This is a genomic window from Burkholderia latens (assembly GCF_902499045.1).
Classification (GTDB): Bacteria; Pseudomonadota; Gammaproteobacteria; order Burkholderiales; family Burkholderiaceae; genus Burkholderia; species Burkholderia latens.
In genome coordinates, this window is the sequence record NZ_CABVPL010000047.1 from 13892 (window position 1) to 28856 (window position 14965).

Genomic DNA, 14965 nt, shown 5'->3' on the forward strand with positions numbered 1-14965 from the left:
AATTTTCGGACATGGCTTCGTAGGCGTGTCCGAAAGGGTTCGGTTTCGGACATGCTGCTGCCAGCAAACTTGACGTGATGGCCGTTTGTGGGAACATCGACGTAGGAGGGCCACGCAAATGAAACGAGACAACAAATGGCGATGATCGATAACGCGGAAGAGGATAAGCCGGGGGCTGATTGCACCTTGCCACCGGATCATCCGTTGCCTGCTGACCAATTGGGCCGGTACAGTCCGGAGCGCGACTACTATGCGGAGAAAGACATCGCTGACTACGTAGAGGGTCAAGCGCGCGATGAGACTGTCCAAAACGTGGAACGGATCAAGACCGAATATGTGATGGGGCAGCCCTATGAGATGTGGGATGTCACTACGGACGCGGATCGGTGGTGGGTCGTTACCAATCCGACAAACCTGTATTCGCAACGTCACTTTCCGAGCCTCGACTACACGCTTTCGTTCCATGTTGGCCTAATGATGCGTGTGGCCAGCCGCAACGAACGTGCTGGCGAGCCGGAACCTACCCCCTTTGATGAAGTGTTCCGGCGACAGAACCAAGCTACGGATCTGCTGGAGCGGGCGGTAGAGGCCGTCGACTTGCAGGCAGTCGGCATGCAGCTTCGCGAATGCCTGATTTCGCTAATTGCTGCTGCTCGGCGGCGTATCGAGGTCGCTGTGGACGGCGAGCGGCCTAAAGATGCCGATGTCGTTGGATGGAACAGGCTTTTGACTGGCCAATTGTGTCCAGGCGAGAAAAATGACGAGCTGCGCAATTATCTAAGGGCCGTGACGGAGAAGGCGTGGCCGCTTGTCAACTGGTTGACACATCACAGGAACGCCAGCAAGACCGCCGCAATCATCGCTGTCGATGCTGTTGATGGCATCGTCAGACACTATGCACGATTGCTTAGCCGCGAGCGCACGGATCGTGTCGATCAATGTCCGCGCTGTAAGTCGCGCAATGTCCGTACGTTTTTTGACATTGAGATCGGGCCAAACGGGGAGTACTTCGAGGCCTGCGGCGAATGCCACTGGGATAGTCACCCCGGGGTACAGGAGTAACAGCGCGCACTGTAGCTTATAGATGACGCAAATGGACGATACCCAACAAGAGATTGAACGATTGAAGAATATTGTCGACACCGCGCGACAGGAGATTGAGTTAGCGGTGATGTTCCATGAGACTTGGCGACCCTCTGCATACGATGCTCACCTTCATGCTCGCATCGGTACTTCGTACGCGGCACATGCTTTTCAGATCATCCGACTGTCGTTACGTCGGGAGTTGTTGTTGGCGCTGACCCGTGTGTGGGATACCAACAAGCAGGCCGTGAGGATGAGCTTGATAGCGGATCGTTTACGGGATAAGAAATTTTTTGAAGCCCTAGTTCAATACCGGGCCGGGCGCATCGGTCTTCGCTCGAAGTTTGCGCCTGACGCCATCCGGTCGGCGCTAACACCAAAGAGGGATCAGGTACTGGAATTGATCAGCAAATACAGTGTCAACGGTTCTTCATTCGAGGTTCTTGAGAAGCTAAAGACCCTACGTCACCAGCATCTGGCACACCGGCAGTTACCAACTACACCGGTAGCACCGGCGGTATCGGATGTGCCTGGGCAACAAGATGACGAAGGTCAACCGCCTGTTTGGGCCACCGATGACGAGATTGAGACGTTCTATCAAGACAATCTCGAAATCATGCGTCTCCTGCTGAGCTTGGTTCAGGGTATGGCTTATGACTTGTCGGAAGCCACTGACGTCTACAAGCATCACGCGAAATATTTCTGGGCGTCAGCACGCGGTGAGCGTACCGAGGGGCATCCCGATTACTATGCGCCGCCGTCTGATCTGTAAGGGGACAGTGCGGCGCGAACGCTCAAGTGTATGTGATTGCGGGTCACTTGCCGAAATTGCAATACCGGTATCGTCGACGGTGCTGTTACGGATCAGTTGTTGCTGATCTGAACTCTGCAGAAAGAAGCGTTGGCGCTAGAAGTCGTGAGAAGATGTGGCCCGTCGAGCCTAGGGCGGCCACCCGAAACCGGGCACCTTCACCGGCTGGCTCGGCGTTCTTCGTGAAGGGCGCATGTGAAGGATGCGCGATGAATCTGGATTTTTGCTGCGGGGTGCCTGATCCGGTGCGACAGGCATGCGTTGGCGTGTGTAGCGCCGATACTCCCTATCGGGAATTGAGTGTTGAGGCGGCGAAACGGCTTGTTACCGATCCTCGGATGGAGACGTTTTATCGATCCGAGTCGCTTGGCTGGGCCCGTGGGCCGAATGCCGATATCGCATGGCGGCTTTGGTTTGACGCGGCACTGGATGCTGCGAATGTTGACGAAGATGTGTCGCGCGAAGCGATCAAGCGGCAACGGGCCAATGTGTCGGAGCTTGTGCGAGTGCTCGATGAGGCTCGCGACCTACTTAACGAAATCGAGCAAGACGAGACGAGCGCGCCTATTTCGATACCAATAGAGTTCACCGACGTTCTGCATCTGCTTGATGCAACCGCTCAGCATCCGGGAATTGTGGACGACTACGATAGGTCGAGATATGAGGCGAATGCACGTCCACGCCTTGATGAGATATTTCGTTTTAACGGTAGCCCTGCCTGCTTTATTCCGTCCGTTGCTCAACTTATAACCGGGTTGTCAGCGAGCGTATTTGGTTTGCAGGCGCAGCTAGATGATCGAGCGACAATCCCTTGGCGCGGGAAATTTGCAGCTGACCAATATACATCGCAGAAAAGCAACAAGTATCGAGCCTACGTTCGCGGCGTTGATCGGGCTATGTGGGAGTTGCGATTCGAATACACCGACGAAGATCAAGTGGAATGTTGGCGACTCCCCGACTCGCTCCTCGCAATCCAGTGCAAAGTGGCTTTGGGTGAGAGCGACTTAGAAGGATTTGTCGAGCGTATGCGGAAGCATCGGCTGAATTTCGAGAGCGACGAGGGATAGGCCGGAAGATTTTTAAATCGAAACGGCAAAAAACAATCCGTGTTTCGTTTTCACGTACTCCCTTAAATTGCAGACTGTCGATGCCAATGGTGGCACAGACATGCTTAGGGAGAACAAATGCCTGTAAAGAACGTTCCCGCGCTGCCTACTCCGGCCGCGCTTCCGCTTGACGGTCTTTCTCGCTGGGAAAGTCTGCGTTCGTCCATTCAATTGTCCCGTGAGACTGTTCGTCAGCGTGAGCGCGAGGGGAAGTTTCCGCGCTCGATCCGATTGACTCAGCGCTGCACGGTCTGGAATAACCGCGAAATCCATCGCTATCTCGCTGATCCGCTGAACTATCGCGCCGACGATGCCGCGAATAACGTGACGGAGGGCGCGTGACGACGAGCGCAACGAACGCACGAGCGATGGCGCGTGACACCAAAAAACAAGCCGACGCGGAGTTCTACGATCGTGAACTCTCCCGCCTGCACGAACTGTTTAGCGACATGCTCCAGTGTACGGAGCAGGGTGTGCGGCGCGATGCCGCATGCATGATTGTCACTGCTGCGGGCGTCTTCGAGCGCGACGCGGTTCGGATGCCGACGCGCGCTAAGCATGCCGTCCGACTGCTAAAGGAAGCCATTTTCATGCTCGATCCAAAGGTTTCGACGTGATGGTTCGCCAAAGTCACTTTGCTGTAGCAGGGCGCAGTGAGTTGCCGTCGCGTTGCTCCGCACTCTCTGGTCCGTCCCTCGGCCGATTTGCACATCGCGGCGGCGAGCAGTATGCTGTGAACGTCGCTGAAACAACAGCGGCTCGGGCGTCGCGGCTCGATATGCAAAAGGCGGACGACCGCCTCCCGGCGGTATTTTTTCGTCCGTGTGCCTTCGCACGTCTCCTTCAATGGCGGGCCTTGGCTGAGGGGACACCTTCGGGTGTGCCGGTTTCCTTTTGCGCCGGTCCGCGAACCCCAAAGCCTTGCGCCTGCCACCATCGCTTCGCGGCGGTGATGGCGGGTTTCGAAACCGCTGCAAAAGGAGGCCGCACCCAATGCGCCAGTCCACGCACGCCCATACCGGGCAGCAATCCCACCTCATTCGATCCATCGTCCGCGCAGCACTGCGCGACGCGGCAACCGCAAACACGTATCAAGACGCGCTCGACGCAACCGGCGCAGCGCTGGCCGCGATCGCGGCGCTCGTCCGTGCGGAGGTGCGCCATGGCTGAGCTGCGCTGCAAGATTGGCGATCTGGCGATCGTCACGAAATGCGACGCACGTGCGCGCATCGGCATGCTGGTCGAGGTGGCATCGGCTCGCCCGACGCCTGATCACGATTGGCGTGTGCGGATCTTGGGCGGCCCCGCGTCGGGGCGTAGCGTCTGCGGTCGCCGGTCTGGAGACTTCACGCACGCAGCCGTCTACGACTGGAACCTCACGCCGATTCGCGGCGAAGCGGAGCTGGATTGCAAGATCGATGTCAGGCAACTCCTCGCGTCGATTCTGGAGGTGCGCCATGTCTAAATTCCGCCTGCCGAACGAAGTCACCATGATCGCCATGTGTGCGGCCCATCAGTTCGCCCAGCTCGAAGCCCTGTTCGATGCGGTCCGTTCGCATCTTGCCGAAGGCACCTACGAGCGCGCGCTCGTCGACATGGGGCAAAGCGTTGCGAGCCGCTATTCGGCCGAAATGCGCCGTACCGCGCAGCCGGAGGCGTGCCATGACTGATCAACGCATCCGAACCGCGGTCATCAATGGATTCGACAACGCACCGCCGCTGGATACGGGCGCACCGATCGAGCTGCAATTCGCCGTCGACCTCGGCGCGATCTGCGCCGACGCATGGCTCGACCTGAAAGGCGACGTGCGGTTGCACGACTATGCGGCGCATCAAGCCGCTGCGTTCGCGCGCGGCATGGAAGCCGCCATGCAGGACGCGGGCGACGTCGACGCGCACCGCGTGACGATCAGCCGCCAAGCGTTCGCGGCCGGCCTGATGGGGCGCGTGCAGCAACACCTGTTTGCGGCGCTCGGCCTCGTCACGCGCCAACCGCGCACGACGCACTGAGGGGCGGTCATGGCAAAGACGAACAAGAATGCCGTGCAACCGCTCGCGTCGCACTTCGTGGCCGAGGTAAATCGGCCCGACCGCAACCGTATCGGCACGCGGATCAGTGACGCCATGGAGCTGCTGGACAGCCTGCACTGGGCGGCCGACAAGGCCATGTCTGATGACGACTACTGGCTTGTGCTGAGCCTGTTCCGCGCGTCCCTGCCGTCGATCGGCGCGGCGCTGGAGGCGGCCAACGACGCCCTTGGCGAGTCGCGGCTCGGTCGCTACGTCTACAGCAACGACGTCACGGCCGGCGGGGCCGTTCTGTCGGTGCCTCGCGCGGCTGGCTGACGCTCCGCCGCTAGGCATCGCCGCATCATTCAATTCTTCGCGCGTCGGGTAGCTGCTTGCCCGATATGGACTACTAATCGGGAGTCTGCCGACGCGCGTCCAGTGGGAACCTATGAGTAACGCACCCATGTCCGAATTCGAGCGGGCGAGAGTCGCGCTCGGCTATGTTCCGCCTGACGACCGCGACACATGGAGTCAGGTGGGGATGGCGCTCAAGGCCGAGTTTGGCGAGGAGGGCTTCGCCCTCTGGAACGAATGGAGCCAAGGCGCGCAGAACTACAACGGCAAGGACGCGCGCGATGTGTGGAAGTCGTTCAAGGGCGGCAAGATCACCATCAACACGCTGTTTCACCTCGCCAAGCAAGGCGGCTTCGATCCGCGTGCGCATCGAGCCAAGCCGGTCGATCCAGCGGAGCGCGAGCGGCAGAAGGCCGAGCGCGCGGCCCGCGAAGCGGCCGAGCTGGCGGAGCTGACCGAGAAGCAGCAAGCCGCGTCGGCGCTCGCTGAATCGATCTGGTCGGCGGCCGAGCCCGCGCCGGCCGATCACCCGTACCTCGTTCGCAAGCGCATCCCGGTCGACGCGCTGCGCGTCTATCGCGGCGGCTTGTGCATCGGCACGGCCGCATGCGACGGCGCCCTCGTCATCCCGGCGCGTGACGCGGACGGCAAGCTGTGGACGCTGGAATTCGTCCTGACGGACGGCCAGAAACGCTACCTGCCGAACGGCCGCAAGGCAGGCTGCTTCTCGTTGATTGGCGGCCCGCTATCTTCCACGCCGTCCACGCTGCTGATCGGCGAGGGTTACGCCACCTGCGCGACGCTCGCGGACGCGACCGGCTATCCGGCCGCCGTCGCGTTCGACGCCGGCAACCTGCACGCGGTCGCGACGGCGCTGCGCGGCCAGTATCCGGACGCCCGCATCGTCGTGTGCGCCGACGACGACCACACGACGAGGGGCAATCCGGGCGTGACGAAGGCTCGCGCGGCGGCCGAGGCCGTCGCCGGCATCGTCGCCGTGCCCGACTTCGGTCCGAACCGCCCGGCCGCCGGCACCGACTTTAACGACCTGGCTGCGCACGTCGGGCCGGATGCGGTGGCCGCCGCCGTGCGCGCTGCGCTCGCACCGGCCGGGTCGGCGGAGACCGGCAAGGGTAAGACCGCTCCAGCCACCGCGAAGCCCGCCAAGCGCCCGAAAACCGCCCGCGCGCAGGACGGCAAGTCGCGCTTCGTCGTCGACGACAAGGGCGTGTGGTTTCACGGCTTCAACAATCAGGGCGACCCGCTGCCGCCGCATTGGGTCAGCACGCGCATCGACGTGATCGCGGAGACGCGAAACGAGATGAACAGCGAGTGGGGCTACCTGCTCGAATTCACGGACCGCGACGGCATCCTGAAACGATGGGCGGTGCCGGCCGGCCTCTTTGCCGGCGACGGCACAGAGCTGCGCCGCATGCTGCTCGATATGGGCGTGAAGCTCGGCGTCACGCAGATCGCACGCACGCAGATCGCCAACTATATCCAGATGGCGCAGCCGGACGCGCGCGTGCGGTGCGTTCCGCGCGTCGGCTGGCATCACGGCGCGTTCGTGCTGCCCGATCGCGTCATCGGCACCGGCAAAGAGGCGCTGATCTATCAGGCCGACACGCCGATCCAGAGCCAATTCAAGGAGCGCGGCACGTTGGAGGACTGGCGACGTGAGGTCGCGGCCTACTGCGTCGGCAATAGTCGGCTGGCTTTCTGCGTCGCTACCGCCTTCGCTGGTCCGCTGCTGCACTTCTCCGGGCTTCAGTCGGGCGGGTTTCACCTGCTCGGCACGACATCGAAAGGCAAGTCGACGGGCGGCGTCATCGCCGCGTCCGTGTTCGGCTCGCCGGACTACGTGCGGAGCTGGAAGGCGACCGACAACGCGCTCGAAGCCGTCGCCACGCAGCATAGCGACGCGCTGCTGATCCTCGATGAAATCGGGCAGGTCGAGCCGCGCTTGGTCGGCGATGTGATCTACATGCTCGCGAACGAGTCGGGCAAGGCTCGCGCCTCGCGTAGCGGCTCGGCCAAGCCTGTACTCACGTGGCGGCTGCTGTTCCTGTCGAACGGCGAAAAGAGCGTGTCCGCGCTGATGGCCGAGGGCAACAAGCCGATGAAAGGCGGTATCGAGGTGCGCTTGCCCGCGATCCCGGCCGAGGTCGGCGAAATGGGTGTCGTGGAGAAGCTGCACGGCTTCCCGACACCGGCCGCGCTGATCGAGCATCTAGAGCGCCACGCCGGCATGCACTACGGGACGGCCGGCCCCGCGTTCATCGAGTGGGCGTCGTCGCAGGCCGGCGAGCTGGCCGAACACCTGCGCATGCGCGTCGACGAGCTGGTCGGGCAATGGGTGCCGGACGGTTCACATTCGCAGGTCGCGCGCGTCGCCAAGCGCTTCTGCCTCGTTGCGGTAGCCGGCGAGCTGGCGACGGCGCACGGGCTGACCGGCTGGCCGCAGGGCGAAGCGGTCGAGGCCGCGCGTCGCTGCTTCGACGGCTGGCTCGAACTGCGCGGCGGGACTGGCAACTCGGACGAGGCGGAAGCCGTGCGGCAGGTACAGCATTTCCTCGCCGCGCACGGCGACAACCGTTTCGTGTGGATGAACCGGGCGCAGGACGACCATCGGCCGAACGTGCCGCATCGAGCGGGCTTCAAGCAGCACGTGAAGCGCGACGAGCGACGCACGCCCATCGCCTCCGATCGCGAGTATTACGCCGAGTTCGGCGGCAAGATGAGCGCCGACGATGCGGAAAGCGTCGAGACGGAATACCTGATCGAAGCGGCCGTGTTTCGCAAGGACGTGTGCGCCGGCTTCGATCACAAGATCGTCGCCAAGGCACTGATGAAGCGGGGCGTGCTGATGCCGCGTAGCGACGGCTATCCGTACCGGCAGGAGTACATCCCGGGTCACGGCAAGTTCATGGTCTATCGCGTGCTGCCGTCCATCTTCACGCTTGAGCTGTGAAATGCACCGCCGCCGTCCGGAGGGGCGGTGGCGGGCCTTCCTTTGCGCGGCATTTTTGGTCCGTGCGTCAAAGTTACTTTGAGCGATACGCTCCAGATGGAACCGGCCCGGCGATGGCGGCGAATCTTGCCGCAGCCGTAACAATCCAGCCCGGTTTATCTCCAGTATCTCCAGCGTTCTCCAAATCGTTTGGAGACACACGAAGCCTTACCGCACAAGGCTTTGCGGCCGATTCAGGCGTTTATCTCCAAATCTCCAACTCGTTTTGCACTGAGCGGACAGGTGTCGACCGCCTGCGTCGACCACAAATCCAGACGGGGCGCGGCTCTCCGGGATTCGACGGGCGTCGACAACGTGTTTTTGAGGGGGGGTGTTCGCGACGCGCCCGATCGGGCATTGTTGCGCCGGCCGCAAGTGTCGGGGTGGCCGGAAAGCGGGGGACCCTGCGTCTAGGGCAAAGACGCGGGGGCTCACACCCGCGTTTTCTCTCTAGCCGCGACACCCCAAGGGGGGGCATATTCATACCGAAATGCAGGGAGCTGGCAGTGCGGTGCGAACTCTGAAAAATCGGTGGGAGGCGCGCGCCAAGGGGGGCATATTCGTGCAGTGAGATTGCGGCGGAACGCCGCCGCTCGATGGTCCGATCGAGCAGTCTGCAATTTTCGCTAGCACTGCACTTCAGCAATGTAAGAGGGGTTGCTGCGGACCTTCGAAGAGCGCGACGAAGCCTTTCGACCGCTCACGAACTTACTCGGTGCCGTCGATGTCCTCAGCGCGGGGCTTCGCTGCGGGGGAATCCGCAGTCCGCAGTGCGGTCTTCTTACTGTGCTTCGGATCGAAGGATTCAATGGGCTCGAACTGCAGATCAAACGGAGTGAAGCGGCCCTTGAACTGCTTCTCGCCGGGCAAAGGTCTGATCTCCCGCCAGTATCCAACATTGTCGTTCGCAATGGGGCCACGTTGGCGGGGCCTCAAGATGCATCTACATTCGATCTTCGCCCGGATATCGTCCAGCGTGTGAATGTCGGCGTAGTCAGTCGCACACAGCGACATCAAATAGAAAAGACCGCTCAGAGCTGCGGTTGTCGCAGACAGGCTCGGTTGTTCGCCACTATGAACGAAATCGTTGCGGGCTTTCCTCGCCTCGTTTAATGAGCAATACAACTCTGCGTCGACGATCTTCTTCTGGAACAAAAGCTCGATACGAGCCGACGTTGTCCAGACGCGATAGTCCTTGAGAAAGCCGCCACGCCGAGGTACCCCCTCCGTCGAAGCTTTCCCTGCCACTTCGGCCTCCCAAAGTCGGCTCACTAGTTGTTCGATACTCGTCCATAGACATGTAAGAGCTTCGGCCAGTGAGCCGGAAACAAAGTGGGAGCATCCTGACAAGACAATCTCGTGGCTCAGGGGATCGCACTTGTCGACAATCCGTCTGCCTCGTTTTACTGCCTTCGCCAGATCCTTGATTGTTGTTGGCTTCAGATCAAGTAGGCGAATGTTGTCTATGGAGCTAGCGCTTCGATCACGAAGCGCCGAATGCAATTTCGCCGACGAGCCCGATTCCGGGAAAATTCGAACGTATCCCGTTTTGTAGAGAACCCCTTGAAAGATGTCGGCTGGGGTTGCCGCTTCCGTATAAATTCCACCGAGGAGCATTTCCAGAAGGACTCGATTGAATATTTGCAGCGCTTTATCGCGTCGAGAAAATTCCGGAAACGCCGGGAGCGCTAGAGTGCCATCGAAGCCGACGAGCATCGCGTAAGGGGCGACGTTACCGTCGATGAAGCCGCTCACGCGATTGAGCTTCAGATAGTCGTACGTGCTTCTGTTGATCTGCTCTAGTGTCGGATTCCAGCGATCACGGCGGTCCTTCGCAAACAGCTTGATCGGAGCGCTCGCCGCCATGATGAGTGGCGTTCCTTCCGGGATATCATTCTCGGTGGTCATGTCTCGGGTAGTGAGAGAGTGAGAGAGGTCGCGTGGGTGATGTTGGCACGCTATCGCGCAGACGCGATAGGGATAACTTCCGCCCCGGCCTTAAGGCGATCGAGGTGATCCGCCCAAACCTGCATCATCCGCCTGCGTTCGGGCAGATATTCGGCGTGGACGTAGGCGGCCGTCACTTGATTTCGTTCGGCGTGTGCCATCTGGCGTTCTACAACGTCCCGGCCGAAGCCGAGTTCACGCAGAGCCGTGGCGGCCAGTCCGCGAAACCCGTGCCCCGTCATTCGCGACTTGTAGCCCATGCGATAGAGCGCGTAGAGCATGGTGTTGTTCGAAATATGGCTCCGGCCTTGCACGCTATAAAACACGAATCGATGCTGGCCGTTGAGCGCGCGGAGCTGGGCGAGCACGTCGAGCGCTTGCCGCGATAGCGGCACGATGTGCGGGTCGCGCATCTTCATGCGTTCCGGCGGCACGCGCCATTCTGCGGCGGCTTCGTCAAACTCCGACCATTCCGCACGGATCATTTCCGTCGTCCGCACGAAGGTCAGCGCCATCAGGCGGAGCGCGAGCCGGGTAACTAGGTCGCCTTGGTAGGCGTCAATGTCGCGCATGAGCTGCGGGATCTCCGTCGCCTTCACGCGTGCCATGTGCTGTACGCCCGGACCTTTCTTCAAGACCGTCTGCGCGTCGATGTCGGCCGCCGGATTCCTGGAGCATCGCCCGGTCATGATTCCGTACTGGAAGACCGCGCGAGAGCGCTGGAGAATCCGCTTCGCAGTCTCGCGCACGCCGCGCGCCTCGACTTCGCGAACGATGCTGAGCATCTGTGGCGAGTCGATCTCCGCGATCGGGCGAGGGCCGATCTTCGGGAACACGTCGACCTCAAGCGAATTCAGCACCTTCTCCGCGTAGCCGTCGCTCCAGCCCGGACGCTGGGAGTCGTACCACTCGCGCGCTACCGCTTCGAACGAGTTTGCCGCTGCAATTTCGGCAGCCCGTTTCGCGTCCTTCTTCGCTTCGCCCGGATCGACGCCGGCCGCGATCTGTTCGCGGGCCTCGTCGCGCTTCTTCCGTGCCGTCGCGAGCGTGACGGCCGGATAGACGCCGAGGGCGAGCGTCTTCTGCTTGCCAAGGAAGCGGTAGGACAAGCGCCAGTACTTCGCGCCGTTCGGCTGGACGAGCAAGAACATCCCGTTGCCGTCCGTGAGTTTGTACGGGGCCGCGCTGGCCTTCGCGTTCCGTACCTGTATGTCGGTGAGAGGCATTGTTGGTATCTGTGTTGTTGGTATCTGCTGATACCAACAAAAATACCAACACTTTCTCCGGCTGTCACTGAGCAACCTTGGGTAACGATAGGAGCTAGAGCGCCGCCAGACGGGCTTAAGCGGGGAGTTTCTTGGTGATCTTGGGGAAGGTTTGGGGCATGACTGGTCCCCCCGACAGGAATCGAACCTGTATCTAGCGCTTAGGAGGCGCTTGTTCTATCCATTGAACTACGGGGAGGGCCATGTCCGCGATTTCGCGTGCTGGAGACGCGAACGGGACGGCAATGTGGACAGCGCGCAGAGTATAGCAAACGCGCGGCGCGTCGGCGGACGGAATGCGCGCCGATGCCTGGTGGCCCGGCGCGCACCGTCGTCAGAAATACAAGATCAGAAATCGACGACGACGAAATCTTCCTTGCCCACGTCGCACAGCGGGCAGCGCCAGTCGGCGGGAATGTCGGCGAAACGGGTGCCGGCGGGGATGCCCTCGTCCGGCAGGCCTTCCGCTTCGTTGTAGACCCACCCGCAAATCAGGCAGACCCAGCTCTGGTATTCGGTTACTTCGCTCATGTGGCGCTCAGGATGATGAAAGTCGGTGAAGCCGTCCGCGGCATGACCGGCGGACGAAACGCGCAATGTTACCGGAATTTCGCCGAATATCTGCGCAACGTCGTTTTAAACGTACGCATCGCGAACAACGGCCGTCATCGCGCGGGCCGGGCATGCAGTGTATGCTTCGTGAGCCTTTCAATCAGAAGGAGAAAAAACGATGCTCAACAACAAGTGGATCGCGGGCGCGGTTTGTGTCGCGGCGCTGGCCGTGTCGACGCTCGCGCGTGCCGAGGCGCGCGTGTTCTTCGTCGAGCCGCAGGACGGCGCGACGGTCTCGAGTCCGGTGCATGTGAAATTCGGCCTCGACGGAATGGCGCTGAAGCCGGCTGGCGACATGACGCCGGACACCGGCCACCATCACCTGCTGATCGACGGCAAGCCGGTGCCGAAGGGCGACGTGATCCCGGCATCCGAACACTCGCTGCACTTCGGCAAAGCCCAGACCGAGACCGACGTGAAGCTGCCGCCCGGCCAGCACACGCTGACGCTTCAGCTCGGCGACGGCGCACACCGGTCGTACGGCCCCGAGCTGAGCTCGACGATCACGGTCAACGTGAAGTAAGCGCCGCTCCTGTCGCAGGCGCCCGGCCGGAAGCAACGGCCGGACGCCTGCCGCCGGCCCGCGCGACACGACGCGCGCGACGCCGGCGCCCGCTGCGGCATGCGCGCCGCCGCACGGCCGGGCACGAATCCGGCACAAAAACAGCCGCGCACCGGCCTAGTCCATCCGGCCAGCCCGGCGCAGGCGTCCGCCACCGGTACAATGGGCGCTTCCGATTTCTCTCTTCGCCGTCTTCCCATGTCGCTTTATTCCATTACCGGCGCGCAACTCGCGTTCGGTCACGTCGCGTTGCTCGATCACGCGGACTTCTCGCTGGAGGCCGGCGAGCGCGTCGGTCTGATCGGCCGCAACGGTGCGGGCAAGTCGTCGCTGCTGACGATCGTCGCCGGGCTCGCGAAGCCGGATGACGGGCTGATTACGCGCCAGCAGGAGCTCGTGACCGTCTACGTGCCGCAGGAGCCCGAATTCGAACCCGGCGCGACGGTGTTCGACGCGGTGGCGTCGGGACTCGCGCACACGCGCGACGTGCTCGAAGAATACGACTCGATCGCGCACCGCCTCGCGGAAACGCCGGAAGGCGCCGAACACGACGCGCTGCTCGCGCGGATGAACGCGCTGCAGTCGACGCTCGACGCGCACGACGCGTGGAACTGGCGCACGCGCGTGTCGATGACGCTCGCGCAGATCGGCCTGACGGACGGCGACGCGCAGGTCGACGCGCTGTCGGGCGGGATGCAGAAGCGCGTCGCGCTGGCGCGCGCGCTGGTGCTGCAGCCCGACGTGCTGCTGCTCGACGAGCCGACCAACCACCTCGACTTCGACGGTATCCGCTGGCTGGAAGAACTGCTCGTCGCGCAGCGCGCGGGCCTGCTGTTCATCACCCACGATCGCGCGTTTCTCGACCGCGTCGCGACGCGCATCGTCGAGCTCGATCGCGGCAGGCTGCTGTCGTACCCGGGCAATTTCTCCGCGTATCAGACGCGCAAGGCGCAGCAGCTCGAAGTCGAGCGCGTGGAAAACGAGAAGTTCGACAAGCTGCTCGCGCAGGAAGAAGTGTGGATCCGCAAGGGCGTCGAGGCGCGCCGCACGCGCAGCGTCGGCCGCATCGCGCGGCTCGTGCAGATGCGCAACGAGCGCGCGGAGCGCCGCAACTCGCAAGGCAACGTGAAGCTCGACGTCGCGCAGGGCGAGAAGTCCGGCAAGATCGTCGCGGAGCTGACGGACGTGACGAAGCGCTACGGCGATCGCACGGTCGTCGATACGTTCTCGACGACGGTCATGCGGGGCGACAAGATCGGCTTCGTCGGCCCGAACGGCGCCGGCAAGACCACGCTGCTCAAGCTGATCCTCGGCGAACTGAAGCCCGATGCGGGCACGGTGCGCACGGGCACGAACCTGCAGGTCGCGTATTTCGATCAGATGCGCGCGCAGCTCGACCAGGAAAAGAGCCTCGCCGACACGATCAGCCCCGGCAGCGAGTGGGTCGAGATCGGCGGCGTGCGCAAGCACGTGATGAGCTATCTCGGCGACTTCCTGTTCGCGCCGGAACGCGCGCGCTCGCCGGTGAAGTCGCTGTCGGGCGGCGAACGCAACCGGCTGCTGCTCGCGCGTCTGTTCGCGCGTCCGGCCAACGTGCTGGTGCTCGACGAACCGACGAACGACCTCGACATCCCGACGCTCGAGCTGCTCGAAGAGCTGCTGGCCGACTACGACGGCACGGTGCTGCTCGTCAGTCACGACCGAGCGTTCCTCGACAACGTCGTCACGTCGGTGATCGCGGCCGAGGGCGACGGCAAGTGGCGTGAATACGTCGGCGGCTTCACCGACTGGCAAATCCAGAGCGAGCGGTCGCAGCAGCTCGCGCAGCAGGAAGCTGCGAAGCGTGCGGTGAAGGAAGCGGCGCCGGTGAAGGAAGACGCGGCGAAGAGCGCGGCCGGCCGCAATGCGCAGCGCACGGTGAAGCTGTCGTTCAACGAGCAGCGCGAGCTCGACGCGCTGCCGGAGAAGATCGCCGCGCTCGAGGAAGAACAGAAGACGATCAACGCGCAACTCGAGGATGGCTCGATCTTCGCGAAGGATCCGCAGGAGGGCACGCGCCTGACCGAGCGGTTCGCGGCGATCGACGACGAACTGCTCGCCGCGCTCGAGCGGTGGGAGACGCTCGAGGCGAAGCGCAAGCCGGTCTGACGCACGGCGCCGGGCGCGCACGCCGGCACGCCGCGCGGCCGCCCGTGCGGCGGGCGG

General features: G+C 62.5%; 16 protein-coding genes and 1 tRNA gene. 13 read left to right on the forward strand and 4 right to left on the reverse strand.

Annotated features, from left to right (window positions below; genetic code table 11):
* Positions 1-135: 135 nt before the first annotated feature.
* The 11 genes from BSE24067_RS25195 (at position 136) to BSE24067_RS25245 (ending at position 8335) form a co-directional block, all read left to right on the forward strand.
* On the forward strand, positions 136-1062 hold the full coding sequence (locus BSE24067_RS25195; RefSeq protein ID WP_208455064.1) for a hypothetical protein: 927 nt from the start codon (positions 136-138) through the stop codon (positions 1060-1062).
* 31 nt (positions 1063-1093) lie between these two features.
* Complete coding sequence (locus BSE24067_RS25200) at positions 1094-1855, forward strand: AbiU2 domain-containing protein (RefSeq protein WP_151064700.1); 762 nt, start codon at positions 1094-1096, stop codon at positions 1853-1855.
* A 248-nt stretch (positions 1856-2103) separates the two neighbouring features.
* On the forward strand, positions 2104-2961 hold the full coding sequence (locus BSE24067_RS25205) for a hypothetical protein (RefSeq protein WP_244130558.1): 858 nt from the start codon (positions 2104-2106) through the stop codon (positions 2959-2961).
* Between the two features lie 117 nt (positions 2962-3078).
* A complete protein-coding gene (locus tag BSE24067_RS25210; protein WP_151064699.1) occupies positions 3079-3342 on the forward strand; it encodes a helix-turn-helix transcriptional regulator in 264 nt (87 codons plus the stop codon).
* Positions 3343-3368: 26 nt separating this feature from the next.
* Positions 3369-3617 carry a hypothetical protein gene (locus BSE24067_RS25215; protein ID WP_151064715.1) on the forward strand — a complete coding sequence of 83 codons (249 nt, stop codon included), beginning with the start codon at positions 3369-3371 and terminating at the stop codon, positions 3615-3617.
* Positions 3618-3993: 376 nt separating this feature from the next.
* On the forward strand, positions 3994-4170 hold the full coding sequence (locus BSE24067_RS25220) for a hypothetical protein (RefSeq protein ID WP_076891421.1): 177 nt from the start codon (positions 3994-3996) through the stop codon (positions 4168-4170).
* A complete protein-coding gene (locus tag BSE24067_RS25225) occupies positions 4163-4465 on the forward strand; it encodes a hypothetical protein (protein ID WP_151064698.1) in 303 nt (100 codons plus the stop codon). The genes BSE24067_RS25220 and BSE24067_RS25225 overlap by 8 nt, the downstream gene beginning before the upstream one ends.
* On the forward strand, positions 4458-4670 hold the full coding sequence (locus tag BSE24067_RS25230; protein WP_050012084.1) for a hypothetical protein: 213 nt from the start codon (positions 4458-4460) through the stop codon (positions 4668-4670). The genes BSE24067_RS25225 and BSE24067_RS25230 overlap by 8 nt, the downstream gene beginning before the upstream one ends.
* Positions 4663-5010: a hypothetical protein gene (locus BSE24067_RS25235; protein ID WP_151064697.1), complete on the forward strand. Its 348-nt coding sequence runs from the start codon at positions 4663-4665 to the stop codon at positions 5008-5010. Before BSE24067_RS25230 ends, BSE24067_RS25235 begins: the two co-directional genes overlap by 8 nt.
* 9 nt (positions 5011-5019) lie before the next feature.
* Positions 5020-5346, forward strand: a complete 327-nt coding sequence (locus BSE24067_RS25240) for a hypothetical protein (protein WP_004556769.1) — start codon at positions 5020-5022, stop codon at positions 5344-5346.
* A 127-nt stretch (positions 5347-5473) separates the two neighbouring features.
* On the forward strand, positions 5474-8335 hold the full coding sequence (locus BSE24067_RS25245) for a DUF927 domain-containing protein (RefSeq protein ID WP_170297468.1): 2862 nt from the start codon (positions 5474-5476) through the stop codon (positions 8333-8335).
* A gap of 747 nt (positions 8336-9082) precedes the next feature.
* Here the strand turns inward: BSE24067_RS25245 and BSE24067_RS25250 are convergent.
* The 4 genes from BSE24067_RS25250 to BSE24067_RS25265 form a co-directional block, all read right to left on the reverse strand.
* Positions 9083-10282 carry a hypothetical protein gene (locus BSE24067_RS25250; protein ID WP_151064695.1) on the reverse strand — a complete coding sequence of 400 codons (1200 nt, stop codon included), beginning with the start codon at positions 10280-10282 and terminating at the stop codon, positions 9083-9085.
* Positions 10283-10332: 50 nt separating this feature from the next.
* Positions 10333-11547 (reverse strand): tyrosine-type recombinase/integrase, encoded by a 1215-nt coding sequence (locus BSE24067_RS25255; protein ID WP_085509520.1) that lies wholly within the window; start codon positions 11545-11547, stop codon positions 10333-10335.
* A gap of 163 nt (positions 11548-11710) precedes the next feature.
* Positions 11711-11785: transfer RNA gene (locus BSE24067_RS25260), tRNA-Arg, on the reverse strand.
* Between the two features lie 149 nt (positions 11786-11934).
* On the reverse strand, positions 11935-12117 hold the full coding sequence (locus tag BSE24067_RS25265; RefSeq protein ID WP_006478164.1) for a rubredoxin: 183 nt from the start codon (positions 12115-12117) through the stop codon (positions 11935-11937).
* A gap of 199 nt (positions 12118-12316) precedes the next feature.
* On the opposite strand from BSE24067_RS25265, the gene BSE24067_RS25270 reads away from it, so the two are divergent.
* Both BSE24067_RS25270 and BSE24067_RS25275 read left to right on the forward strand, forming a co-directional pair.
* The gene (locus BSE24067_RS25270; protein WP_151064694.1) at positions 12317-12721 is read left to right on the forward strand and encodes a DUF4399 domain-containing protein; all 405 of its coding nucleotides are present in this window, start codon (positions 12317-12319) and stop codon (positions 12719-12721) included.
* Positions 12722-12958: 237 nt separating this feature from the next.
* On the forward strand, positions 12959-14908 hold the full coding sequence (locus BSE24067_RS25275; RefSeq protein ID WP_151064693.1) for an ATP-binding cassette domain-containing protein: 1950 nt from the start codon (positions 12959-12961) through the stop codon (positions 14906-14908).
* Positions 14909-14965: the final 57 nt, after the last annotated feature.

Bases quoted from the DNA above. Each gene is read 5' to 3' on its own strand.
- BSE24067_RS25195 (WP_208455064.1), top strand. From the start codon at position 136: ATGGCGATGATCGATAACGCGGAAGAGGATAAGCCGGGGGCTGATTGC.
- BSE24067_RS25200 (WP_151064700.1), top strand. From the start codon at position 1,094: ATGGACGATACCCAACAAGAGATTGAACGATTGAAGAATATTGTCGAC.
- BSE24067_RS25205 (WP_244130558.1), top strand. From the start codon at position 2,104: ATGAATCTGGATTTTTGCTGCGGGGTGCCTGATCCGGTGCGACAGGCA.
- BSE24067_RS25210 (WP_151064699.1), top strand. From the start codon at position 3,079: ATGCCTGTAAAGAACGTTCCCGCGCTGCCTACTCCGGCCGCGCTTCCG.
- BSE24067_RS25215 (WP_151064715.1), top strand. From the start codon at position 3,369: ATGGCGCGTGACACCAAAAAACAAGCCGACGCGGAGTTCTACGATCGT.
- BSE24067_RS25220 (WP_076891421.1), top strand. From the start codon at position 3,994: ATGCGCCAGTCCACGCACGCCCATACCGGGCAGCAATCCCACCTCATT.
- BSE24067_RS25225 (WP_151064698.1), top strand. From the start codon at position 4,163: ATGGCTGAGCTGCGCTGCAAGATTGGCGATCTGGCGATCGTCACGAAA.
- BSE24067_RS25230 (WP_050012084.1), top strand. From the start codon at position 4,458: ATGTCTAAATTCCGCCTGCCGAACGAAGTCACCATGATCGCCATGTGT.
- BSE24067_RS25235 (WP_151064697.1), top strand. From the start codon at position 4,663: ATGACTGATCAACGCATCCGAACCGCGGTCATCAATGGATTCGACAAC.
- BSE24067_RS25240 (WP_004556769.1), top strand. From the start codon at position 5,020: ATGGCAAAGACGAACAAGAATGCCGTGCAACCGCTCGCGTCGCACTTC.
- BSE24067_RS25245 (WP_170297468.1), top strand. From the start codon at position 5,474: ATGTCCGAATTCGAGCGGGCGAGAGTCGCGCTCGGCTATGTTCCGCCT.
- BSE24067_RS25250 (WP_151064695.1), bottom strand. From the start codon at position 10,282: ATGACCACCGAGAATGATATCCCGGAAGGAACGCCACTCATCATGGCG.
- BSE24067_RS25255 (WP_085509520.1), bottom strand. From the start codon at position 11,547: ATGCCTCTCACCGACATACAGGTACGGAACGCGAAGGCCAGCGCGGCC.
- BSE24067_RS25265 (WP_006478164.1), bottom strand. From the start codon at position 12,117: ATGAGCGAAGTAACCGAATACCAGAGCTGGGTCTGCCTGATTTGCGGG.
- BSE24067_RS25270 (WP_151064694.1), top strand. From the start codon at position 12,317: ATGCTCAACAACAAGTGGATCGCGGGCGCGGTTTGTGTCGCGGCGCTG.
- BSE24067_RS25275 (WP_151064693.1), top strand. From the start codon at position 12,959: ATGTCGCTTTATTCCATTACCGGCGCGCAACTCGCGTTCGGTCACGTC.